Origin of the sequence: Enterovibrio qingdaonensis, from assembly GCF_028683135.1 — a bacterium.
Lineage (GTDB): Bacteria > Pseudomonadota > Gammaproteobacteria > Enterobacterales > Vibrionaceae > Enterovibrio > Enterovibrio qingdaonensis.
In genome coordinates, this window is record NZ_JAJUBB010000002.1 from 1 (window position 1) to 23073 (window position 23073).

The 23073-nt window shown below is 48.1% G+C and carries 21 protein-coding genes; 13 read left to right on the plus strand and 8 right to left on the minus strand.

Going from position 1 to position 23073, the window contains the following annotated elements; genetic code table 11:
* Positions 1 to 200 precede the first annotated feature (200 nt).
* Positions 201 to 491, plus strand: coding sequence for a YciI family protein (locus LRP49_RS02940; protein WP_274140104.1), 291 nt, complete (start codon positions 201 to 203; stop codon positions 489 to 491).
* 212 nt (positions 492 to 703) lie between these two features.
* On the opposite strand, the gene LRP49_RS02945 is transcribed toward LRP49_RS02940, so the two are convergent.
* Complete coding sequence (locus LRP49_RS02945; protein ID WP_274140105.1) at positions 704 to 1078, minus strand: nuclear transport factor 2 family protein; 375 nt, start codon at positions 1076 to 1078, stop codon at positions 704 to 706.
* A 236-nt stretch (positions 1079 to 1314) separates the two neighbouring features.
* Entirely contained in the window at positions 1315 to 3312 is a 1998-nt protein-coding gene (locus LRP49_RS02950; RefSeq protein ID WP_274140106.1) for a methyl-accepting chemotaxis protein, read from the minus strand.
* 285 nt (positions 3313 to 3597) lie between these two features.
* Here LRP49_RS02950 and LRP49_RS02955 point away from each other — a divergent pair, with 285 nt between their 5' ends.
* The 11 genes from LRP49_RS02955 (at position 3598) to LRP49_RS03005 (ending at position 12815) form a co-directional block, all read left to right on the plus strand.
* Positions 3598 to 3873 carry a nitrogenase-stabilizing/protective protein NifW gene (locus LRP49_RS02955; RefSeq protein WP_274140107.1) on the plus strand — a complete coding sequence of 92 codons (276 nt, stop codon included), beginning with the start codon at positions 3598 to 3600 and terminating at the stop codon, positions 3871 to 3873.
* A 93-nt stretch (positions 3874 to 3966) separates the two neighbouring features.
* Positions 3967 to 4989: a 23S rRNA (adenine(1618)-N(6))-methyltransferase RlmF gene (gene rlmF, locus LRP49_RS02960; protein ID WP_274140109.1), complete on the plus strand. Its 1023-nt coding sequence runs from the start codon at positions 3967 to 3969 to the stop codon at positions 4987 to 4989.
* Positions 4990 to 5123: 134 nt separating this feature from the next.
* On the plus strand, positions 5124 to 5861 hold the full coding sequence (locus LRP49_RS02965; protein WP_274140111.1) for a phosphatase PAP2 family protein: 738 nt from the start codon (positions 5124 to 5126) through the stop codon (positions 5859 to 5861).
* Between the two features lie 80 nt (positions 5862 to 5941).
* Positions 5942 to 6319: a hypothetical protein gene (locus tag LRP49_RS02970; RefSeq protein ID WP_274140113.1), complete on the plus strand. Its 378-nt coding sequence runs from the start codon at positions 5942 to 5944 to the stop codon at positions 6317 to 6319.
* A 58-nt stretch (positions 6320 to 6377) separates the two neighbouring features.
* Positions 6378 to 7055, plus strand: coding sequence for a DedA family protein (locus tag LRP49_RS02975; protein WP_274140115.1), 678 nt, complete (start codon positions 6378 to 6380; stop codon positions 7053 to 7055).
* A gap of 1 nt (position 7056) precedes the next feature.
* Positions 7057 to 8865 (plus strand): protein translocase subunit SecD, encoded by a 1809-nt coding sequence (gene secD / locus LRP49_RS02980; RefSeq protein WP_274140116.1) that lies wholly within the window; start codon positions 7057 to 7059, stop codon positions 8863 to 8865.
* Between the two features lie 17 nt (positions 8866 to 8882).
* Positions 8883 to 9779, plus strand: a complete 897-nt coding sequence (gene secF, locus LRP49_RS02985) for a protein translocase subunit SecF (protein WP_274140117.1) — start codon at positions 8883 to 8885, stop codon at positions 9777 to 9779.
* Between the two features lie 35 nt (positions 9780 to 9814).
* On the plus strand, positions 9815 to 10006 hold the full coding sequence (tatA, locus tag LRP49_RS02990; protein ID WP_274140118.1) for a twin-arginine translocase TatA/TatE family subunit: 192 nt from the start codon (positions 9815 to 9817) through the stop codon (positions 10004 to 10006).
* Positions 10007 to 10104: 98 nt separating this feature from the next.
* Positions 10105 to 10863: a flagellar motor protein gene (locus LRP49_RS02995; protein ID WP_274140119.1), complete on the plus strand. Its 759-nt coding sequence runs from the start codon at positions 10105 to 10107 to the stop codon at positions 10861 to 10863.
* Entirely contained in the window at positions 10860 to 11696 is an 837-nt protein-coding gene (locus LRP49_RS03000; RefSeq protein WP_274140120.1) for a flagellar motor protein MotB, read from the plus strand. The genes LRP49_RS02995 and LRP49_RS03000 overlap by 4 nt, the downstream gene beginning before the upstream one ends.
* Positions 11697 to 12134: 438 nt before the next feature.
* Positions 12135 to 12815, plus strand: a complete 681-nt coding sequence (locus LRP49_RS03005) for a DedA family protein (protein ID WP_274140121.1) — start codon at positions 12135 to 12137, stop codon at positions 12813 to 12815.
* A gap of 58 nt (positions 12816 to 12873) precedes the next feature.
* Here the strand turns inward: LRP49_RS03005 and LRP49_RS03010 are convergent, their stop codons facing one another.
* From LRP49_RS03010 to LRP49_RS03020, 3 genes are read right to left on the minus strand one after another with little or no spacing between them, the layout of a single operon-like run.
* On the minus strand, positions 12874 to 14004 hold the full coding sequence (locus LRP49_RS03010) for an ABC transporter permease (RefSeq protein WP_274140122.1): 1131 nt from the start codon (positions 14002 to 14004) through the stop codon (positions 12874 to 12876).
* A complete protein-coding gene (locus tag LRP49_RS03015; RefSeq protein ID WP_274140123.1) occupies positions 13991 to 14917 on the minus strand; it encodes an ABC transporter ATP-binding protein in 927 nt (308 codons plus the stop codon). Before LRP49_RS03015 ends, LRP49_RS03010 begins: the two co-directional genes overlap by 14 nt.
* Positions 14914 to 15897 (minus strand): HlyD family secretion protein, encoded by a 984-nt coding sequence (locus tag LRP49_RS03020; RefSeq protein ID WP_274140124.1) that lies wholly within the window; start codon positions 15895 to 15897, stop codon positions 14914 to 14916. The genes LRP49_RS03015 and LRP49_RS03020 overlap by 4 nt, the downstream gene beginning before the upstream one ends.
* A 217-nt stretch (positions 15898 to 16114) precedes the next feature.
* On the opposite strand from LRP49_RS03020, the gene rodA reads away from it, so the two are divergent.
* Positions 16115 to 17227 carry a rod shape-determining protein RodA gene (gene rodA / locus LRP49_RS03025; protein ID WP_420791521.1) on the plus strand — a complete coding sequence of 371 codons (1113 nt, stop codon included), beginning with the start codon at positions 16115 to 16117 and terminating at the stop codon, positions 17225 to 17227.
* Between the two features lie 74 nt (positions 17228 to 17301).
* Here rodA and LRP49_RS03030 read toward each other — a convergent pair whose 3' ends face one another.
* The 3 genes from LRP49_RS03030 to LRP49_RS03040 all read right to left on the minus strand — a co-directional run bounded on the left by LRP49_RS03030 (position 17302) and on the right by LRP49_RS03040 (position 22842).
* The gene (locus LRP49_RS03030) at positions 17302 to 20421 is read right to left on the minus strand and encodes an efflux RND transporter permease subunit (RefSeq protein WP_274140126.1); all 3120 of its coding nucleotides are present in this window, start codon (positions 20419 to 20421) and stop codon (positions 17302 to 17304) included.
* A gap of 11 nt (positions 20422 to 20432) precedes the next feature.
* Positions 20433 to 21536 carry an efflux RND transporter periplasmic adaptor subunit gene (locus LRP49_RS03035; RefSeq protein WP_274140128.1) on the minus strand — a complete coding sequence of 368 codons (1104 nt, stop codon included), beginning with the start codon at positions 21534 to 21536 and terminating at the stop codon, positions 20433 to 20435.
* Between the two features lie 316 nt (positions 21537 to 21852).
* The gene (locus LRP49_RS03040) at positions 21853 to 22842 is read right to left on the minus strand and encodes an ABC transporter substrate-binding protein (protein ID WP_274140129.1); all 990 of its coding nucleotides are present in this window, start codon (positions 22840 to 22842) and stop codon (positions 21853 to 21855) included.
* Positions 22843 to 23073: the final 231 nt, after the last annotated feature.

Here is a 23073-nt window from a genome sequence, read left to right on the forward strand (position 1 = left end):
CTGTCCCTATTTCTTTGTCCCTATTTCTTTTTCTCTATTTCTTTTTCTTCCTAGAGCGTTGTTAAGTAGGGCTCTTAGCACCGAGCTGGCTTTTCAACGTTGTCGCTCCATTCTCAACAAGCGTGCGGATCGTCCTTGGATTGCAGTTTACACTTTGAGTGAAGCATGACATACGAGGTTTGCTATAAGGGGTGTATTCAATGCGTTTGGCCGTCATTTTTAAAGACCAGCCCGAGATGATGCTACATCGGGAAAAATATCAAGATCGTCACTTTGCGTATCTCGATAAGCATCATTCAGAAATACTCATTGGTGGCGGCTTAAGAAATGCGCCAGGTGCCGAGTTTGTGGGTAGCCTTTGGATCTTAGAGGTGGACTCGTTTGAAAGAGCAGAAGAGTTGGTCCAAAACGACCCTTACTATGTTCCTGAGTTGAGGGAGTATGAGGTGCTGGTGTGGGGCAAAGCGGGTGATAGAAAGGTCGTGCTCTAGGTATAACCATTACACCAAATATTTCTTTTGTGGCTAAACCCTATTTAGTCATTATTGACGCGTATATTAAAATCACCGCTCGATTGTAAATAGAGTTTTCGCTGAAAACGCGACTCTTCTCGTTATGCACTTGCAAGTTGAAGTGGTTTAAGGGGAAGAGTGACTGAGCTAGTGTTCCAGCGAAAACCTAATTTAGTTCCTATGGATGTGAATTAACGTTCGCCCTGTACTTCGAAATCGTCGTGCACCAATCGGGCGTTGCCATCACTTTCTACAATCCAATGTTCACGATGAACCACGCCAAACGCTTTGTTCATTGTCCAGCTTGCCTTCAAGATATAGCCGTCTTCACCCATCGGCTCCCAAGTGACATCGGTATAGGCGACGTCGGTAAAGCCCTTGTCCATGATGTCTTGCCAAAACCCTTGAATCGCCGTTCGACCTTCAAACGTACCAAAAGGTCTTGCATGCATGATGCAGCCTTCACTGTATTGTGCGGCACATCCTTTGGCATCTTTTGCATTGAATGCCGTTTTCCAGTGTTCAATGCCTTGTTTGCAAGCGGCTAAAATATCGCGTTCTACCATGTATATGTCCTAGCTGATCTCGTTACGATGAGGCTCAGATTACGGGTATTTATTAGATTGAAAAATGGTGTTAATGCAAAATTACTGTTCGTATAAGTAGAACAATCTATTTGAGGATGAAGGGTTGGTGCTGACGCCAGTTTATCGCTGCTTCAATCTAAAAACGGCCATGTAAAATGGCCGTTTTTAATAGTGTTGCGTGGTTTGTAGATACCTAACTGAGCGTCACAGGGTTATCACAGCTTAAACTTAGACGTCATGCCATGCAGTTGGTTTGCCAGCGAGGAAAGCTCTTCACACGCACGTGTCGTTTGCTGGGCACCTTCCGTCACTTCACTCGACGCCTGCGTGATGCGCAGAACGTTTCCACCTAGCTCTTCTGATACCGCCGTTTGTTGCTCGGTCGCACTGGCTATTTGGCTGCTCATGTCGAAGATGTTACTGACAGACAGGTTCATGTCTTGAATCACTTCACCGCTTCGGTTAACCGCATCAACACCTTGCGCCATTTTCGCAACGCTTTCTGTCATGGTGGTTTCAGCGGCGATCGCTTGTTCTTGAAGACGCTTAATAATGTTGCCGATTTCTTCGGTTGATGATTGTGTGCGAGTTGCCAGAGAGCGAACCTCATCAGCGACCACTGCAAAGCCGCGACCTTGTTCACCTGCACGCGCCGCTTCGATAGCGGCATTGAGAGCTAGCAAATTCGTCTGATCGGCGATGCCATTTATCACGTCAACGATAGAGCCAATACGTTGGCTTTCTTCTACTAACTGACGGATGTTGTCAGTCGTGACGCTCATTTCCTGCTCAACGGAACGAATGGCTCGTACGGTTTGTTCAATGGCCTCACCACCCACGTGAGCACTTTTCGCGGCATTGCTGGTGGCGTGCGCAGAAGATTCTGCATTGCTCGCAATGTCTGCAGAGGTAGTACGCATCTCTTCCATCGCCGCTGACAAGGAATCTAGCTGCTCTTGCTGTGAATGCATATTGGCCGAAGATTGAATTGAAATCGCGCTGACTTCTTCTGACGCTGAGCTTAGCTGTGCACTGGATTCGACAATTTGGCCCAATACTTCACGAATATTGAGACGCATTTTATCGAGTGAGCGTGAGAGTTCGCCAAACTCATTTTTCCCGTCATCAACGTAGCTTTGGCTGAGATCTTGGTTGCCAATGGCTTCTGCGGCGTTTAAAGGTAGCTGCAACTGAGCTTGCATGCCTCGCACTAATATCAGTGAGAAACCAACAGCAGTTGCCAGTGCGCCAAACAGCAGTGCGATGGTAATTTGGTTGCTGAGTTCTCGCTGGCGCAAGCCTTCATCGGCGAAGATGAAACCTTGCTCTCCCAATAGGTTTTGCAAATCAATCAACGCATCGTTAACCTTTGCACCTGCATCCAGAGAAGCGCGGTGTGCTTGATGGTAGGCCTTCAGATCCTTGTCGAGCATCATCATGGCTTCTTGGTAACGCTTCGCGACACGATACGTATTTGCTGTCACAGTGTCTGCAAGGTTTTGTTCGAGAATGGAAACAGCGGCATTGATGTTCTTAATTGCAGTATCGAGGTAGCTCTCGCGCATGCCTGACACAAACCCATTGTAATAAACGGCAGCGGTTCTCAAATGGTTAAATGCAGTTAGTGCCTTACGCTGCCACTCCCCCGTGTATGCGCCTTCTGAGATATGGAGAGCGTATTGGTCGAATATCTTACCTGAGCCAGACACGCCATGTTTCACGGCTTTATCGACGGTGTGGAAGTAGTTGAATGTAGATCGAGCTTCAGCGACGTACTCAGGCACCAGTTGTTTCAGTTTTCTGCCTGGTTCATTATCAGGATGATAGTTATCGAATTCATCAAGCAGTTGATTCAGTGTCTGCTCGGTCTCTCGAATGCGCTGCATATCGCGCGGGTTGCCCCATGTTAGCGCGACGGCTAAACGTGCACGCCACATTTCGATACCAATGTCATTGGCTACCTGCAAGTTTTCGACGCGGATGGCGCGCTCTTGCTGATAAGAGTGTTCTTCTTCTGTTCTGTCGCTATACAGCCACCACGCCAAACTGGAAATGAGTACACCCATGATCATGATGGGGGAAAGCACTGACGCTCTGAAACTGAGGTCTTTTAATCGGAAAGAAAGCACAGGTAAAACCTTTTTATTATTAGAAATGGTTCCGTTGCGGTCATTGGTATCATAACGCGCTGATAAACCACGACTGCGTCGCAAAAAATTTCGTCATTAATAATGGAAAAGGTGCCGGCTGGATACCAAATACTGTTAGTTTTTCGCTGAATTTTGAGTAAGATCGGCCTTGTAGTGAAAGCGTTAACACTAGGTCGATAGAAAGGGGTGTTTCTTTAATTGTAAGGTGTTAAAAATGCTGCATTTTATCGCTGTGTCGACGGAGTGATTCATTCATTTTTATTATGTCCTAACCTTGTCAGGACTCTCGTGAGTGTCGTGAGATTTTAACGCTCTGACACGCGAGGCAATATCGACGTTTTTGAACATATGAGCCAGATTGATATTCAGAAAAAAATTGAAAGTTTTACCTGCATAGAAGAAGCATTGGAGTACTTCGATATTGGTTTTGATAGCCAGTTTATAGAAGAATTTCGTGTTCCCTTGGTTAAGCGATTCAATGGCTACTTATTGATCACCAAGCCGGATGACTGGTTCTCAGCCCGCCGTGCGTTGAAAAATGCGTATTGCTATGTGCAGCGGAGTCGGCTGGATCGCCATACGCGTTCGGCATGCCGTGGTTGCACATCTTGCCAACGAAGATAAACGCTCAAGGCTAAATTTCTGCTATCTGCTTACCCCCTAAATGCGTAAAATGCGCCACTGCGTTTTTCCCAGACACACAGGCTGGACTTCACCATGACAAAATCTAACAACAAATCACCTCAACAAAAGAAAGGTCTGCATCCTCGTAATCCCCATCGCGAGCGATATGATTTTTCGGCATTAATAAAAAGCACGCCGGAATTGAAATCTTTTGTGACAACCAATCCGTTTGGCGATTTGTCCGTGGATTTTTCCAACCCTGTTGCCGTGAAGGTGCTCAACAAGGCACTGCTGAGCCATTTTTATCAGATCAAGGTATGGGATATTCCTGAAGGTTACCTGTGCCCACCTATTCCCGGTCGCGCGGACTACCTTCACTACATTGCCGATTTACTTGCAGAAAGCGCGAATGGCGAAATCCCGATAGGCAAGCAAATCAAAGGCCTAGATATTGGCATGGGGGCAAACTGTGTTTACCCGATGATCGGCCACCGCGTGTATGGTTGGCAGTTTGTTGGTGCTGATATCGATCTGGTTTCCGTGAAAAGCGCGACATTGATGGTGGAGGCTAACACCACGCTTAAAGCAGGTATTCAATGCCGTTTCCAACAAAACGCCGATAACATTTTCATTGGCATGATTGGTGAGAAAGAGCGTTTCGACTTCACCATGTGCAACCCGCCATTTCATACATCGCTTGCAGAGGCCACCAAAGGCTCTGAGCGTAAAGTGCGAAACCTTGCGGCCAATGCGCGTAAAAAAGGCACCGATAAGTTCACGAAAGCCCCGTTGAAATCTGATGTCGCTAAGGGTAAGCCAGTCCTCAACTTTGGCGGACAAAAGGCGGAGCTATGGTGTCCAGGTGGTGAAGCCGCATTTATTAAGCGCATGATTTTGCAAAGTGCTGACGTTCGCTCTCAGTGCTTATGGTTCACTACGATGGTTTCGAAAAAAGAAAACCTGCGTGAGATTTATCAGCAGTTGAAGCAAGTTGGCGCAAAAGACGTAAAAACCATTGAAATGGCACAAGGGCAGAAAGTAACGCGCATTGTTGCTTGGACGTTCTTGAATGATAAGGATCGTGCTCAGTGGACTGCGACTTGGAAATCTAAATAAATATCTAATGACTTTCCTTTAGATGCTGCTTAGTGAATTATTCATCACCTGCACCTTTGTACAGCTTTTGTTTTCCCATGTTTAGTTTCGGCGTTTTCAAGTGAACATCGCCGACAAGTAAAGGTGTGCATTTGATGAACAACTATAAAAAGTGGGGGCTGATCTGCTCAGCGTCACTTTTCACTTTCGCTATCATCTCTTCAGCGTTTTTCAGTGGGGTTAGGTTAACGGGTGGTGTTTCAGAAACGCTAGGAAGGGTGTTTACCTACGCGTCTTGGTCGGCAGGTAAGCAGGGCTTCCTGATAACGACTGCACTGTTTTGTCTGATCCCGTTCGTATTGAAGTGGCCAAGAAAGAAAGTGCTGACAATGCTGATGTGCTTTGGCGTTGTACTCGGTGCCAGTTTTGTTACTAAAACGGTGGTTAAACGCCTCACTCAAGAGCCGCGCCCTTATACTCAAACGTTGGCTGAACTAGGAAAAGTACCTTCTGCTGAGGCGTTTTATCAAGGTACTCCGGCTTCGCGTGACGAGATTTTGAGCACCGCTTCGCATGACATCAGCCCCTGGCGAATGATGCACTGGAAGGGTGAGACAAACTATTCATTTCCTTCTGGCCACACCATATTTGCTGCGGCTGCTGCAATATTCTGGGGCGCGATACTCATGGTTGAAGGTTATCGCGTATTGGGATGGTTGGTTGTTGGGTGGTCAGGCATTGTTGCTGCAAGTCGAATGTGGCTTGGCATGCACTGGTCGATTGATGTGTTCGCATCGATAGGTTTCGCCGCCATCATTTGCAGTGCTGTCTACGCGAGTGCAAACCGCCTAAACCGCATGCTTAAGCGTCGAATGGATGAAACGACGCTGTAACCAATAATTCATAAAAAATTATTTGTGTTTTAAACGAGTTAGCAGTATTTCTTTGTGCAGCTAATAACAGGGATTTTGGTTTGAGACAGTTTATTCAAAGACTGCCATTTTTGATAACGTTGCTAATGGCATTGCTGATCGGCAATTCTGTTGCTGTTGTCAGCCAAGATCTGCTTCTGGCTCCGACTACCTTGGCGGCGCATCAGGACTCGCAGCCTGATGCGTCACTGGATAGATTCCTGCTGCGTTATACCGCATCTCGAATCAATGAACCTGACACTGAACCGTCAGACAACGATACGGTACCTTGGCCGATAGTTTTACAAACTGTCGCGATGCTACTGTTGTTGTTTCGCGTATCACAATCTCTTCCTCGTAGTTACCTTCTCACAGACAACCATCGTCTTGCCGGTTGGCAAGATACCAATCTGCAGTTTCGGTTTATTCATACCCGCTGATCGCACTCCATCGCTTAATCACATTACACAATTTGTTTGTCGATAAGATGGAGTTTCCATGTTGGAAAGTATTCAGGAAGTGCTGGCGGCCTTGTGGCGTCAGGACTTCAATGCGCTGCTCGCACCGGGCAGTGCGGTATTCATATACCTAATAATCGTGACATTTATTGGTCTAGAAAGCGCATTTTTACCCGCGGCTCCACTGCCTTGTGACAGCGTCGTTGTGCTGGCGGGTTCTCTCGCAGCGGTGGGTGTTTTAAACCCGTTAGCCGTCGTAACCCTACTCATTGCCGCAGCGTCAGTTGGAAGCTGGTTGGCATTTTTGCAAGGTCGGTGGCTGAACCGTTTGCCTCGGGTTAATCGTTGGCTATCGCGTGTCCCACCTCACACGATGAAAACGGTCGATAGATTGCTTTGTCGCCATGGTGTTATCGCACTTTTTTGCGCACGGTTTGTACCGGGCGCACGTTCTATCACCCCGATGATGATGGGTGCGAGAGTCAACAACGTAACACGCTTCCATTATTTCTCTTGGTTCAGTGCCACATTGTGGGTCTGCCTGCTGGTGGGCATCGGTTTTCTACTGCCTTCATTGCCAGAGCCACTCAGTCGAACCGCGACCTCGGGCTTAATGCTGGCTCCTATCGTCAGCCTGCTTCTTCCAATTCTTGTGCTGCTTAAATTGCGATTAAAAAAACAGCCAAGTTCAGCACCTATTACGTCAGGAGAAATTTGAGATGAGACGTTCACGTAACCTTGCGGAAGGTGCAATGAATAGGATGAGTAAGTGGAAGTATGCGCTGCTGATCTTAATGCTATTTATGCTTTTGCTTCAGGCCATTCCTACTTTCTACGGCGATGTTCCTGCGTTGGGATTTCACGCCAAGCGGGGCGATGATATTTCGCTATCCGTCATTCAAAACACGTTACAAGACAATGGGATCTCGGTTAACAACCTTGTGGTTGAAGGTGGTGAGGTCATTGCAACGTTTGATGATATTAGTGCGCAGCAACAGGCCAAGCAGCAACTGAGTCACGAATTGTCCGAGTATGCGGATATCACGGTTCAATACCAATCTGCAGCACCTGCATGGTTCAGCAAGCTGGGTGCGGAGCCCGTTAAGCTGGGGCTGGATCTTCGCGGTGGTGTGCAGTTGTTATTGTTCGTCGATCTGGACGCTGTTTATACCAAGCAAACCGATGCCATGGTTAATGACATGCGCCGCGCATTGCGAGAAGAAAGGATTCGCGGAATAACAGTGAGGGCGCGTTCTGCAACGGAAATCGTGGTCTCTGGCCAAACGGCGTTGTACGAGGCTTTTTTGCGAGACTATATGCTGACGTACTCGGGGCAGTGGGAGGCTGTGCCCGAAGATAAGGGTGTTGTCTTGACGCTTACACCAGAAGAAATGTTGCAGCAGACACAATCTGCCATGGTGCAGAATATCTCCATACTTCGAAACCGGATTGGTGAGCTAGGCATTGTAGAAGCGAGTGTCCAGCGGCAGGGAAGAGACCATATTCGTATCGAACTGCCAGGCGTGCATGACCCGAAACAGGCTAAATCAGTGATTGGAGCCACTGCATCATTGGCATTTTACGAAGCGAGTGCAGCCGGCCCAATTGTGATTGCTGATCGGAATGGTGCGTTGATTCGCATGTCTCGTCAGCCCGTTCTTTCTGGAGATCATATTGTCGATGCTCGAAGCAGCATGGATGAAATGGGTTTGCCACAAGTCGATATTCGTTTGGACAGTACGGGCGGCAACCAAATGATGCAGTTCAGTCGTCACCATATTGGACAGGCGATGGCGACAGTCTATACGGAGTACAAACTCAGTGATGCCGGCTCTCTAGAGCCCCATGATCAAGTGATTAATATGGCGACCATCCAAAGTGCACTAGGAAACACGTTCCGTATTACGGGTTTGGACAGTGCCTCTGAAGCGCAAGAGCTTGCTCTTTTGCTTCGTTCCGGAGCACTTACTGCACCGATTCAAATCGTGGAAGAACGTGCTATTGGCCCAACATTGGGTGCGCAAAACATTCAGGCGGGCTTCAGTGCGTTAGCTCTCGGCATGGTCGGAATGGCGATATTTATGACGCTCTGGTACCGACGTTTTGGTTGGGTTGCCATTGTTGGTCTTTGCGCCAACCTCATCATGCAAGTTGGCTTATTGGTCTTATTACCAGGTGCCGTATTGACGCTACCCGGCATTGCGGGGTTAGTGCTTACTGTCGGTATGGCCGTCGATACCAATGTATTGATATTCGAACGCATTCGCGATCGACTTCGTGAAGGGGCCTCGCTGGCAACGTCGATAGATTTTGGGTATCGCTCTGCGTTTACCACTATCTTCGATGCCAATATCACCACCCTCATCTCCGCGCTTTGTCTTTACGGGATAGGCTCAGGCCCTCTTCAGGGGTTCGCGACAACACTGATCCTCGGATTGATTTCCAGCATGGTCTGCGGCATTTGGGGAACACGCGCCATCATTAACCCAATTTGGGGCAGAGACAATCGACGAGCGGTAAGGATCTAGGGAGAAGGATGATGAAAATGAGAACATTAACCGACGTACGATACGCAGGACTTGCCTGCTCGCTATTGCTTGTCGCAGCCAGTTGCCTCGCCATTTTTTACTATGGTATCGCCATGAGTATCGACTTTACTGGCGGCAGTGTGATTGACGTATCGATTCAAACGTTGGCAACTGCACCTGAATTACAGGCAATGCTAACCGGCCAGTTGGCTGAGTGGGCCACGGTTGAGGCAGGAAACGCTGCGGGCCTATGGCAATTGTTACTGCCAGTGGGCTCGCCGATAAATGACCCGCAAGTGATTGTCGCTTTATTCAGTGAACAAGTGGGTCTGCCAGTGACCTTGAATCAGGCCACTGTTATAGGTCCACAAGTGGGAGAGGAGTTGTACAACCAAGGCGGCTTGGCCCTGATTGCAGCCTCGCTTTCTATCATGATCTATTTGGCCATGCGATTTGAATGGCGGTTGGCATTGGCAGCCATCGCGTCTTTGGTGCATGACGCGGTGATCACCTTAGGGCTGCTGGCTTTTCTTGGGATAAAAATGGACCTCAACGTGGTCGCTGGCCTTCTTGCCGTTATTGGCTATTCGCTGAATGATTCCATTGTTATTGCCGACAGGCTTCGTGACGTACTGAAGGCACGACCTGATGCCGATATCTATTCAAGTACCGATCTTGCTGTGAAAGCGACGTTTTCGCGCACCCTGATCACGGCGGGAACCACGCTGTTTACCATAGGTTGCTTGCTGATCCTTGGCGGCGAAGCCTTGTATGGTTTCTCAATCACCTTGTTTGCCGGCATCGTGACGGGCACATGGTCTTCTGTAACTATCGCTTCTACTGTTCAGGAGTTTTTGGGCTTAAGTGCCTGCCATTACCAGCCAAAACAGGATTTGATCGATGAGATGCCGTAGTTTCAAGCAATTCCTTTGTGTTGAGGGAGGTGTAGATGGGTGGGGTTAGCATGGGTGAGCTTCTGATTATCGCCTTCATAATCGTTATGTTATTTGGGACAAAAAAGTTGGCGCATTTGGGCGGAGATCTTGGTGTTGCGATCCGAGATTTTAAACGCGCGCTTCACGATGAGAATACTCATGTCTCTGAGAAAAAAGACGCGTCATCAATTAAAAACGCGGAGTAGCCTTCGAAATAGGGTTGGAAAAATCAGCCTAGAAAATTGTTCGTGATGTATACCCAAGCTTCGATTGGAGCTTGGGTATCAATAAAAGGATGTCATTCATGAGCTTTATCGGCGTCATCGTCGCGGTCATGTTTATTTTGGTTGCGAACCTTTTAGAAGGTGGGCATATCAGTGGGTTAATCAATGCGCCTGCGTTTTTGATCGTCATTGGAGGGACAATCGGGGCTATTTTGGTGCAGTTTTCATTTTCTTCCGTGAAGTTGGTTTTTACTTACTTTTCATGGCTATGGATGCCGCCACTGCGGGACAGTTTTGGCACAGCAAAGCAGATGGTGGACCTTGCCGTTATCGCACGTCGAGACGGCCTCTTAGCACTAGAGATTGAGTTGGAAAAAGTACAAGACCCCTTCTTGTTGGAGGCGTTGCAGATGCTCGTTGATGGCCTTGAAAAAGATGCCATTCTGGACGTAATGGAAAACAAAATAGCCGCAGAGGAACAGCGCATTGGTCAGGTGGCCAAAATTTATGAAGCCATGGGAGGATATAGTCCGACCATGGGTATTTTGGGTGCTGTCCTTGGATTAATTCATGCAATGGGATTGCTGGATAAACCAGACCAGTTAGGGGCCGGAATTGCGGTTGCATTTGTGGCAACTATCTACGGCGTTGCGTTCGCAAATATTGTGTTCTTGCCATTCGGAAATCGATACAAAGCATTTTCGTACGAGTTAACCAACTACCGACAGATGGTATTGGAAGGAGTTAGCTGTATCGCTACCGGAAGTAATGCGATTGAACTTCAAAGTCGACTGGGTGGATATGTGGCGCATCCCATGTTCGTGAAGGGAGCATCATGAGAAGAGGAAAGCGTCGGCATCAAGAAGATGTGCATGAAAACCACGAACGGTGGCTGATTTCTTTCGCAGACTATATGACGCTGCTGTTCGCGCTTTTTGTCGTGCTGTATGCCTTTGCACAAAATGAAAAGGGCGAAGCAGAAAACATGGTAGAAAACTTAATGGAATCCTTACGACAAGAGGGGATGATATCCAGTGTGCCGGGCTCGGCACTGTTTGATGGCGGCATAGGCATTACCGGTAGTGCCTCTACGACAGATTCTTCGGTTCTCATTGTTGGGGAGAAGCACACGGAAGACTTGTATTCTCGAGAAGATTCAACGAGTGATGTATTTCAATATAGCGACACAGATTTTAAATCCGATCCTTCTTCTGTCACGGCGTTTGAGTCTGTGCGTCTTGCCCTGCAATCGGAGATTGATTCCGGAGACATCGAGACAGAGCAGTTCGGGCAACAGTTGGTTATCCGAATTGCCGCGCCCTTAGCCTTTCCTAGGGATTCGCAATTTCTCCAACCGAGTTTTCGACCATTGGTAAAAAAGATAGCGTTATCCATTCAAGATATACCGGGGATGATCACCGTATCAGGTCATACGAATTTGTCGCCACCAACCTCCGAATTGTACAGAGACAACTGGGAACTTTCTTCCCTTCGTGCGGTATCGGTAGCGAACTTGTTGGTTAAATACGCGGACATTTCCCCAAATCGATTGCAGGTGGTTGGAGCAGGCGCGTCAGCGTTACTTGTGAACGAGGAGAGTGTGACTAACGATCGTGTCGAAGTGTCGATTTCACAGGGGAAGCCCAGTTACTCGTTGTTGGCGGCGTTCTAATCGTTCCGTGAAGCCGCCATTTATCTGGTTTTCTATGACTGGAATTGTAAAGAAGTGTTGCGAGTGACGAGTGGATGAATTTCGCGCTGAAAGCGCAAGCGATTGCTAACTGGCTGAAATTAACCGCTTTAATTCATTGGTACTGGTTAATTTGCGTACAAAATCTCTTTGTAAGCCGAGGGGTAGTGGTTTTTTGTGGAATTAATCACCATTTTAACCCTGACAAACTTGTTGTTTTTTCTGGTTTTTCGCAGTAAATATTGGCTGATTTATTTTTTAGGTCATGAAACCAAGGTGACATAAAAGGAAAAGCGACACCTCCTTTGATTTTGCCTTCTTATATCGAGCGGCAACGGTGAGTGCTTTTACTTAGTCTCTGTCTCTCGCTTGCTTGTTCTATTGTGTTCGCCGTTGTGACCTAAGTTTATTGGAGCCCCCATGTTTGAAGCTATTCAGGAAGTTTTGGTTGCCTTGTGGTACCAAGATTTCAATGCCTTGCTTACCCCAGGTAGTGCAACGCTTATCTATGTGATTGTCGCGTTGCTCATTGCCCTCGAAAGTGGCTTTCTGCCTGCGGCACCATTCCCGTGTGACAGTGTTGTTGTGTTAGTGGGCACCTTATCGGCAGTGGGAGTATTAAGTCCGTACATCGCATTTCCGCTCCTAATCTTTGCCGCTGCGATGGGAAGTTGGATGGCGTATTTGCAGGGACGTTGGCTCAATCGTTTACCGCTGGTGCAAAAGTGGCTATCAAAAGTGCCTGAGAAGAACATGCAGACTGTCGACAAGTTGCTTTGCCGCCATGGTCTGGTTGCCTTATTCTGCGCACGTTTTATTCCGGCTGTACGCTCGGTATTACCGATGATGATGGGGATGCGTGTCGGAGAAGCTCCGAAGTTCCAATATTTCTCTTGGCTGAGTGCGACCTTGTGGGTGTTCTTGCTGGCAGGATTGGGTTTCCTGTTGCCAGAATTGCCTGAGCCGTTAAGCCGAGCAGTGACAATGGGCTTGATGGCTGCGCCAGTCATTACGCTTTGTGTTGCTGTATCAACAGCGATTGTATGGCGTGTAAAAAAGGCGATTCAGACAATGAAACAGCCGCCAACGACAAGCGCATAATAAATTCTGAGATAAACAAAAAGCAGGGTCCTCCCTGCTTTTTCTGTTTCTAGTCACCTCAGTCCAGTTTCTTTCTGAACCGCAAAGCCGCGACAATGAGCCCAACGACGGTAAAAACGGCCAGCCAAATCACATCGGGTAACAGGTCCGAGATTTCCGCATCCCGCAACACTATCCCACGCACTAATCGCATGAAGTGTGTCGCTGGGAGTGCTTCTGCAATCCATTGTGCGGGTTCTGGCATGGCGTCATAGGGAAACATAAAACCAGAGAGCAAGATTGAAGGCAGCAAAATGAATACGGTCATTTGCATTGCTTGAAGTTGAGTTTTAGCGACGGTGGAAATCATCAAGCCCAATGTCAAACTGGCTGAGATAAACAACAATGAGGCAGTCAATAGGGTATCGAGTCCACCTCGAATTGGCACATCAAAGACGACATTGCCTGCGGTGAGAATAATGGCTGTCTGAAACAGCCCCACCAAAATATACGGCGAGACTTTTCCAATCATTAATTCCAAGGGCTTTATTGGCGTATTGATCAGAAATTCCATGTTCCCGTGTTCGCGTTCTCTCACAATGGCAGCCGAGGTGAACAGCACCATGGTCATGGTTAAAATCACGGCCAACAGGCCAGGAACAATATTGACGGTAACACGTTGTTCAGGATTAAAGTAATTAACCACTTCCAATGAAGGCGGCGGTTCGTTAGGTGGTAGATTTGCTAAGCCAGAAAGTGGCATGGAGCGCAGTGACAGAATGGATGCCGCGATCATGGTATCTGACCCGTCCACTAACCATTGCCCCACAGGGCGCGCCGTTTCATTGGGCGCATCAGGCTGAAACTTCGGGTGACGCCAAAGTCGCTGCGTGAAATCAGAAGGAAGATACAAAACCGCTTTTATCTCCCCCCGTGTGATGGCGTGTTCCGCTTCTTGTGGGGTGGCATATATTTCGACGAAATCTACCACTTGTGTGGCTGCAATTTCTGCAATGAACTCTTGGCTGTAGCTACTTCGGTCATGATCAACCAGCCCTGCCGGAATATGGCGGACATCAGTGTTTATGGCATAGCCAAATAGCATGAGCTGAACGATAGGTATCATCACCACCATGCCAAATGTCATGCGGTCACGAGATAGCTGTCTGAGCTCTTTCGCTATGACAGCAAGGATCCTAGCCAAGCGCATAGGCGTTTCTCCCTGTGCAGGTCACAAAGACATCTTCTAAGCTGGGACGAACTTCATCGACACGAAACTTTGCACCTAGGCATGACGATAGCCAGAGGTTGGGGTGGCCGACGTTGTGACTGACGAGCACGCGTAAACGAACGCCAAGTTGCGCGGCGGACAGTACCTCTGGCAACGCCGTTAGGTGTTTTTTTACGGCTCTTAAATCAGGCCCTTCAACTTCAAAAACTATTGCTCCCATCTTACTCATGAGTTCTTCAGGCGAACCGTCTGCCCGCATTTGACCGCGTTCCAATATGGCTAACCCATGGCAACGTTCAGCTTCGTCCATGTAGTGTGTGGATACCAGTATGGTGGTCCCTACACTGCACAAATCAAAAAGACGTTCCCAAAAGTCACGGCGATTCTCAGGATCTACGGCTGAGGTGGGCTCATCAAGAAACAGCAACTCTGGCTCGTGGATGGTCGCAGCGGCTAATGCTAAACGCTGTTTTTGGCCGCCGCTCATCGACCCTGCCATTTGATGACGGCACTCAGTCAGCCCGTAGAGATCAAGCAGCGATGCTACCCGCACTTTTCCTTGTTTCCCCAGCCCATAGATACGGCGAACAAAATGCAGGTTTTCTTCGACAGTAAGATTGTCATACAAGGAGAGTTTTTGGGTCATGTAGCCGACACGACGGCGCAGTGATTCGGCGTGTTTAGGCAACGATTCTCCTAAGACAGTCACTTCACCATGAGACGGTGAGAGTAACCCTGTTAGCATGCGAATTGAGGTGGATTTCCCACACCCATTAGGGCCAAGAAAACCATAGATTGTACCTTTGGGTATGCGAAGGCTGAGGTTATCAACCGCTGCGATATTGCCGAAGACTTTGGTCATCCCTTCTGTCTGAATGGCATAGTCACTCATGGCAGTATGACCTGTGCAGGCAAGCCAACGGGTAAGGGTTGTGCATTTGGCAACGAGACTTCCATTTCGTACATCAATCGTGTGCGGTCGTTTTCTGTCAGCGCAAAGTAGGGCGTGAACGCGGGCTCAGACGCTATCCAGCGTATTTGTCCTCTAAAAATGTCATTAGCACCATCAACGCGGACATCCACATCATTACCCACTTGGAGTGCAAGTCTCTTGGGTTCGGGCACGTAGACTCTGGCATACGCATTGTCGTGGCTGAGAATGACCGCAATGGGATCTCCCGCTTTTACACGTTCTCCGAGGTGCCAAACTAGGGCGTCTACGACGCCGTCGATGGGGGATGTAATGGCGTAGTCTTCTAATGTGTTCTGTGTTTTTTCGACACGAGCATTAGCTTGTGCAACGGAAGCATCTGCTTGGCGCAATTGTTCTTCTCTCGTGCCCGCTAACAGCAACGCCAAATACTGTTCTGCCTCCTCCAATGCCGACTCACAGCGTTCTTTTGAGGACCTCGCACTGTCTAAATCGGCTTTGCCTTGCATTCCCTTCGATACCAGTGATTTCGTTCGTTGGAATGCTTTTCTCGCTTCGGTCAGAGCTGCTGTTGCACCATCGACGCTCGCGCGCGCTTTGGCTATTTCTTCTGGGCGTGGGCCAGCAACGAGCTCTGCGTGTTTAGCTTGGGCAAGTGCGCGTTGTGCGAGTGCTTCGTCTACGTCGAGTTGTGCCTGTGTACTGTCTAGTTGGGCGATGATGTCGCCACGTTTGATTGATTGACCCTCTTTCACTAGAAGGTCTTTGATGGTCTCTGAAACGGGGCTTTTGGCAAGATATCGATCTTTTTCGATGAGCCCAAGTGCGTGGTGCTCTTTGGTGCCAAAGCAGCCGGACAGAGCGAGTGTGCACAAAGTAAGCAACGCTATACGTCTACCTTGAAGGATGTTGTTGGACGTGGCTCGAAAAATACCAGACATAGCAAATTCCAGAAGTAAGAAACACAGTTTTATCTTACTCTTTGAATTAACACTTAAAAGGCGAATAATTCCGCAAAAATGACATTGTGATTGAAAAAAGTGTGTGTACAAATGACAGGCAATACTTCTGCTATTTCGAAAAGAACCGTTACTTTTTCCGAGAACTACATATACTAGTGCCTCGCATTGTTGTTGTAAGAGAACCCTTTCCGTGTCGATGATTCGCCCTCGGCTCGATTATCCGTTGTTCGTTGCTATTTGCGCGCTGATTGCTTTAGGTTCAATGAGTGTGTGGAGTGCTAGCGGTTACAGCGTTCCAATTATTGAGCGTCATTTGGCGCGAGCATGTATGGCGATTTTTGCCTTGCTCGCACTTTCTACTGTCCCAGCCAAGAAGTTTAAAGACAGCGCACCGCATTTGTTCGGGCTGGCTGTCATTCTTTTGGTTGGCGTTATTGTTGCTGGCGACACCACCAATGGTGCCAAACGCTGGCTGGCTCTTGGGCCGATACGCTTTCAGCCTTCAGAGCTTGTGAAAGTCGCCGTTCCCATGATGGTTGCTTGGTTGATTGTAAAAGACCCTGGCAGGCCAAACTTTCAGAAAATCATGCTGTGTGCGCTCGTGACAGCAGTACCAGCGGCGTTGATTGTTATTCAGCCTGACCTTGACGGTTCCATTTTTACAGTCATGTATGCTTTGTTTGTTCTGTTTCTTGCAGGCATGAGCTGGAAAATCATTGGGTCGGTACTGATAACGGTGGCTTCTTCAGTGCCGTTAATGTGGTTCTTCTTTATGGAGGAGTACCAGAAGAAACGGGTCACTCAGTTCTTAAACCCTGAATCTGACCCACTTGGCGCAGGCTATCAGATCATTCAATCCCTGATTGCTATCGGTTCTGGTGGGTTTAAAGGCAAAGGCTTTATGCATGCCACCCAAGGCCAGTTAGGCTTTATTCCAGAGAGCCACACGGACTTTATCTTCTCTACCTTTGCTGAAGAGTGGGGGTTCTTGGGAAGTAGCGTGATCGTTTTGCTGTACTTGTTTATTGCGGGACGCTCACTTTGGCTTGCCGCAAACGCGCCTGCACCTTTCTCTCGATTAGTGAGTGGCGCGTTGGCAATGAGCTTCTTCCTGTATGCCTTTATTAATTTGGGCATGGTCAGTGGCTTGCTGCCCGTGATGGGAAGCCCGCTCCCGTTTATCAGTTATGGGGGAACGGCGATGATCACCCAAGGCGCGTGCTTCGGCATTATCATGGCGTTGTGTTGTGGGAAACAGCCTACACAGGCCACCTGGAGTCATCGAACCTTCTCAAAAGCACCCAACTAACGGGTGAAGCGCACAAAGAAAAAGGCAGGGGTAACCCTGCCTTTTTGCTATTCACTCATCACGGCTATTTACTATCAAGCCTGCGGTTTGGGTTGCTCATCCAAGTCGCCATGCAAGACCTCTTCTTCTTCCTCATCCATATCCCCTTCATGCAAGCGGTGAGCACCTGCAATAAAGGTATAGAGAACCGGTAAGACAAACAGTGTAAACAAGGTGCCCACGGCAAGGCCTGCGACAATTACCAAGCCAATGTTGTAGCGCGAAGCCGCACCTGCACCCGATGCAAACAGAAGTGGAATCAAACCAGCGATCATCGCTGACGTTGTCATCAAGATTGGGCGTAAGCGGACCGTGGCTGCTTCTACAATCGCTTCTTGTTTTGATGCCCCTTTATGGATTTGCTCTTCTTTTGCCACCTCACACATCAAGATACCGTGTTTGGTGATAAGTCCGACAAGCGTGATCAACCCAACTTGCGAGTAGATATTCAGCGATGTTTCACCAGAGATATGCGTCCAGCCGAGGGCAATCAGTGCTCCACTTATTGCGAGAGGGACGGTACACATAATCACGAGCGGATCACGCCAACTTTCGAACTGACTCGCCAGTACGAGGAAGATAATGGCAAGTGCCAACGCAAAGGTGACGTAAAGCGAACTGCCTTCCTCTACAAACTGTCGTGATTCTCCGCCAAATGAATAGGTGTAGCCTTGAGGGAGGTCGGTGGTTGCTAAGCCCTCAAAGAAACTAATCGCATCACTCATTGCAACGTTAGGTGCGGGAACCGCTGAGATGCTGATGGAGTTCATTTGGTTAAAGTGAGGCAAGGTTTTTGCCTGCCCTTTTACAGAGAAGCTGACCAAACTTGAAAGCGGAATGGCTTCACCATTTTGCGCAGTGACATAGTACTTGCTGATAAGGTGAGGGTTTGCCCTATCTTCACGTATCAACTCAGGGATAACTTCATAGGAACGGCCATCAATATTAACCCGGTTGATGTAACCACCACTCATCATGCTTCCCAATGTCTGCCCAATGGCTTGCATCGTCACACCATATGCACCTGCCGCATCACGGTCTATGGATAGCTGCACTAAGCCTGAGTCGTACTTCAAGTCCACATCTGAGTACACAAACAATGGGCTCGCTTTTGCTTTATCTAGGATTTTGCTGCCGATGTTATAGATGGTCTCAAAATCTGCGGGACTGGTAATGATGAACTGGATAGGCAGCCCCCCAGATGCACCAGGCAGCGAAGGCATTTGATACGCCGTTGCGTTAATGCCAGGGAGTTTTTTCGCGGCTTTGTTGACGGTATCGGAGATTTGTTTTTGGCTTTCCGTACGGTCACTCCAAGGGATGAGCGGACCAATAGCAATCCCCTGACTGCTCGTTGGCACGCCAATGAGTGCTAACGAGGCTTCTGCTTGAGGCTGCTCGCCAAGTATTTTAGAGATTAACTCCATGTTTGCCTGAATGTAGTCATTGTTAGAGGTGGAAGGCGTGTTGCCGATCACCACCACCACGCCCTGATCTTCATCCGGTGCCAATTGTGACGGGATGAAACTGAAAAGGACGGGGAGAGAAACGAGCACAATCAGTGCAAATAACACCACGGTTTTTTTGTGGTCCAGAACGGCATGGAGGGCGCGTTCATATTTGTTGGTCAATCCAGAAAGTGTACGTTCAACCGTTTCTTCAAACTTGTCAGGTTTGGTGTGGGGCTTGAGCATTTTCGAACACATCATGGGTGACAAGGTGAGGGCCACGAAACCCGAAATAAATACCGAGCCAGCTAATGTGAGTGCAAACTCCTTAAACAGTGAACCTGTTATCCCGCCCATCAGTGCAATTGGTGCGTAAACAGCGGCGAGTGTAATGGTCATCGAGATCACCGGCACGGCAATTTCTCGGGTGGCATCAATCGCGGCCTTGAAAGGTTTTACCCCCATTTTAATGTGTCGGTCGACATTCTCCACCACCACGATTGCGTCATCTACCACAAGCCCGATAGCAAGAACCATGGCAAGTAGCGTCATCAGGTTGAGCGTAAAGCCAAACCCCTGCATGACGAACATAACGCCGATTAACGAGAGCGGAATGGTGACGATGGGGATAACGACGGCACGGAATGAACCGAGGAAAAGCAGGATAACCACAATAACGATCACGGCTGCTTCCACAATCGTTTTTATAACCTCATCGATAGAGTCTGTAATGGCTTCGGTAGAGTCATAAAGGACAGAGGCTTCGATGTTAGAGGGCAGATTTCGATGAATAGAATCAAATTGGACGCGAATGCCAGCGGCAACGTCTAGAGGGTTCGCAGTTGGTGTGGCGTTAATACCAACAATAACGGCTTCACGCCCATTCGCCAACGCGCGAGTACTGTCAGAACTTTTGCTCATGTTGACTTCCGCAACATCACGCAAATGAACAACCTGACCACCTTGGCTTTTGATGACGAGATTTTTTAACCCTTCAACGGTATCAACTTGACTGTCGATGGTACTGTTCAAAATGGTGAGATAACTATTGAACTGACCGACTGCAGATTGGTAGTTGTTTTGTTGAAGTATATTGATGAGCTGGCTAGTGGAGAGGTTGTATTGCCCTAACTTCTCTGGGTCTGGCCAGATCCGCAATGCGAAAGGAGCACCGCCCATCATGACGATATTCGATACGCCATTGACCGTTGATAGTTGTGGATTCACAACACGTTCCAGATAGTCGGCTATCTGACTGGAATTCAACTCACCACTGAAAAACGAAATGTACATGATGGAAGTGGTCGAACCCGTTGAAGACGTCACGGACGGATCATAGGCTTCTTTCGGGAGCTGGTTAGCAACGGAGTTTATCTGCGATAGTACATTTGCCAGTGCTTCTTCAGGGTTGGTGTTTAGCAGCATGTTGAGCACAATACTGGATGCGCCCAATTGGCTGGAGGACGTCATAAAGTCGAGGTTGTCGACCTGAGAGAGTGCTTGCTCCAAAGGCTGAGTAATAAACCCCTCGACCAATTCTGCATCGGCACCTGGGTAAGCTGTCCCGACAGTAATGACCGTGTTAGTCATATCGGGATACTGACGGACCTGAAGGTCTTTTAACGCGTTAAGTCCTAGCAGCAAAAGCAATATGCTGAGTGAAGCCGCCATCACGGGGCGGTATATGAAAATATCGGTAAATTTCATTCCCGTGCTCCTTACAGTTGCGGCATTTTGTCAGGCACGGAAATTGGATTGGGAACAATGTCGACCTTGGTGTTGTTGCCCAAGTTTAAGATCCCAGTCGTCACGACCTCTTCATCAAATTTCAGTTCGCCGGAGATCAGCGCGTTATTACCGTTTCTTTCTAGTACATCAATCGTGACTTGCTTGACACGAGAGTCATCCCCATCTTTCTGAACGACGAAGATGGAGTTGCCGTAGAGGGCAAAAACAATCGCTGTTTGAGGTACGACAAACTGTTTGTCTAAATTCGTGAGCGCAATGTTTACGTCTGCAAACATGCCTCCGCGTAAGGAGCCATCATCGTTGGGCAGTTCGGCCTGTACCGTCACCAACCCGGTTTGGTTATTAACGACGGGCTCAATGGCGTTGATCGTGCCTTTGTATTCGCGACCAGGATATGCCTCGACGGTCAGCGAAATCGGCTGATTAATGGATATGTTGCCAATTTCTGCTTGCGGAACGCTAAAACGAACACGCATTGAAGATAGGTCGTCAAGACGAACAATATCTGTACCCGCCGAGACATACTGCCCAAGGTTTACGTTTCGAATACCCAACTGACCATTGAACGGTGCCTTAATTTCCCGCAACGCGATAGTCGCTTGTAGGCTTTCAATATTGGCTTGTAGCGATTGATATTTTGATTGTGCGGTTTCAAGGCTTTGCTCTGACACCGAGCGTTCTTTGTAAAGCTTTTGAAGCCTCAAATAGTCATCGCGAACAGAGGGTAATTGCACTTGCTGTGCTTTGAGATCGGCTTGCTGGACAGAAGAATCAAGGCTGATAAGCACGGTGCCTGATTCGACGGACGCGCCGTTATCAAAATTGATGGCAGTGACGATGCCAGAAACCTCATTTGAAACGTCGACCCCTTGATTCGGCTCGATAAATCCGATCGCTTTAATGCCCCTAGGCCAGACTGTCGGAGCGAGCTTTTCAACGGATACGGGATAAACTGGTTCTGGGAGGTTAGCCAATGCATTTTCGATTTTGTTGTTAACGAAGAGGTTAAAGCCAATCACAGTGCCAAAAGCGAGCACGGCGACCACTATCATCCCTAATACCCATCTATTCATTTGGTGTTACTCCAAGTGCTGTATTTGGTAAACGTTTTAAACTTTGAACGTTGGAAGATCGCGGAGTAAAGCGCGTGGCATGTGAGTGATGATTGAGATGCGACAGCAAGATTCGCAAATAATAAACGTGTTTCATATTCACTCGCTTTATGCCTTTTGTTCACCAAGAAGTATAAGCAAGGGTTCAGCGCGTTGTGTTTCCAACTTGGGACGATCTGAAGAAAGTACAAAATAAGGTGTTGTTTTATCGGGTAGGATCTTGAACACAGATACCAAAAAAGGAGGCAAATCGCCTCCTTAAGACAGGTTGTAAACGTTAGAGTGCCTGTTTGACTTTATCTGCAACCTCTGCGGGCACCCATTTTGTCCAAACATGGGGGTAGGATTCTAAAAACTCGAAGGCAGCAAATTCGCCGTCAGCCTGATTTTCTTCCATCCATGCCATCATGGCACTCATATCTGCATTGGAATACGAACGATTACTAATGAAGGCATAGGCCTCTGGCGATTCCTTGGCGAAGGTTTCAGTTGTAATGGTATTCACCGCAGAGGGTGGATAGGCGGTGATCTTCGGATTTGTACAGTCGGGCTGCGTAATACATTGTTCATAGTGAGTAGGATCGGCTTTTACGCCAAAATCGACTTTCACCATTTCATAGCGGCCTAAGACCGGTGTCGGAGACCAATAATACCCAAACCAAGGTTGTTTGCGGTCATAAGCGCGTGCAATTGAACCCGCTAAAGCGGCACCTGAACCGGGATCTATTTGTTCAAAGCCTGCGCTCTCTAGTGCTAATGCATCAAAAAGATGCCCTGCGGTGATCTGACATGTCCACCCAGCCGGACAACTCATAAAGCCGGATTTAGTGTCATCTTCTGGATGAGGAAATAGGTTTGCGTTAGCCTTTATGCCTTCAATCGTTGCCAACTGAGGGTATTGTTCCACCATGTATTTAGGAACCCAAAACCCTTCTTCGCCGCCTTCACTGAAGGCTTTCCCCGCAAAACGCAGCTTGCCTTCATTCACGCCTTTTTCAAGCATCTCTTTATGAGAGTTACTCCAAAATTCAGGTGCAATGTCGGGCTCGCCTTTTTCTGACATAGAAATACCCGTGGGCATGGTATCTCCTGGCACGAGCTCAGCATTGCAGCCATATCCGTTTTCAAGGATGAACTGATCAACGTGAGCCATTAACGTTGCCGAATTCCAGTTCATATCAGCGATTGTTACATCGCCACATTCATTGGCAGAAGCGAAGAAAGGAGAGAGGGCGATTAAAGGCAGCGAGAAATAGCGAACATGCATGATGTAAGTCTCCAGTTTGGACAAGGGACATTTTTTGTTATTTGCGATAGCAAGTGTCTAATGTAACAAACCCGATGTAAGAATTGTTGCGCATTTGCTGCTAAATGTGATGAAAATTACGGGAAATCCGTACTTATTAGTATGTTGCTTACTTATTGACGACATGGCGTATTGATCCGTCTCTCACTAGAGATCATGCGCTTTGCTTAATGTTAATGCCATGTTATAGGC

Coding starts and splice junctions, on each gene's coding strand:
- LRP49_RS02975 (WP_274140115.1), top strand. CDS start 6,378: ATGTTGGAAAGTATTCAGGAAGTGCTGGCGGCCTTGTGGCGTCAGGAC.
- LRP49_RS03030 (WP_274140126.1), bottom strand. CDS start 20,421: ATGAAATTTACCGATATTTTCATATACCGCCCCGTGATGGCGGCTTCA.
- rlmF (WP_274140109.1), top strand. CDS start 3,967: ATGACAAAATCTAACAACAAATCACCTCAACAAAAGAAAGGTCTGCAT.
- LRP49_RS03040 (WP_274140129.1), bottom strand. CDS start 22,842: ATGCATGTTCGCTATTTCTCGCTGCCTTTAATCGCCCTCTCTCCTTTC.
- LRP49_RS02945 (WP_274140105.1), bottom strand. CDS start 1,078: ATGGTAGAACGCGATATTTTAGCCGCTTGCAAACAAGGCATTGAACAC.
- tatA (WP_274140118.1), top strand. CDS start 9,815: ATGGGTGGGGTTAGCATGGGTGAGCTTCTGATTATCGCCTTCATAATC.
- LRP49_RS03005 (WP_274140121.1), top strand. CDS start 12,135: ATGTTTGAAGCTATTCAGGAAGTTTTGGTTGCCTTGTGGTACCAAGAT.
- LRP49_RS03020 (WP_274140124.1), bottom strand. CDS start 15,897: ATGTCTGGTATTTTTCGAGCCACGTCCAACAACATCCTTCAAGGTAGA.
- LRP49_RS03015 (WP_274140123.1), bottom strand. CDS start 14,917: ATGAGTGACTATGCCATTCAGACAGAAGGGATGACCAAAGTCTTCGGC.
- LRP49_RS02965 (WP_274140111.1), top strand. CDS start 5,124: ATGAACAACTATAAAAAGTGGGGGCTGATCTGCTCAGCGTCACTTTTC.
- LRP49_RS03010 (WP_274140122.1), bottom strand. CDS start 14,004: ATGCGCTTGGCTAGGATCCTTGCTGTCATAGCGAAAGAGCTCAGACAG.
- LRP49_RS03035 (WP_274140128.1), bottom strand. CDS start 21,536: ATGAATAGATGGGTATTAGGGATGATAGTGGTCGCCGTGCTCGCTTTT.
- LRP49_RS03000 (WP_274140120.1), top strand. CDS start 10,860: ATGAGAAGAGGAAAGCGTCGGCATCAAGAAGATGTGCATGAAAACCAC.
- secF (WP_274140117.1), top strand. CDS start 8,883: ATGAGAACATTAACCGACGTACGATACGCAGGACTTGCCTGCTCGCTA.
- LRP49_RS02940 (WP_274140104.1), top strand. CDS start 201: ATGCGTTTGGCCGTCATTTTTAAAGACCAGCCCGAGATGATGCTACAT.
- secD (WP_274140116.1), top strand. CDS start 7,057: ATGAGACGTTCACGTAACCTTGCGGAAGGTGCAATGAATAGGATGAGT.
- LRP49_RS02955 (WP_274140107.1), top strand. CDS start 3,598: ATGAGCCAGATTGATATTCAGAAAAAAATTGAAAGTTTTACCTGCATA.
- LRP49_RS02995 (WP_274140119.1), top strand. CDS start 10,105: ATGAGCTTTATCGGCGTCATCGTCGCGGTCATGTTTATTTTGGTTGCG.
- rodA (WP_420791521.1), top strand. CDS start 16,115: ATGATTCGCCCTCGGCTCGATTATCCGTTGTTCGTTGCTATTTGCGCG.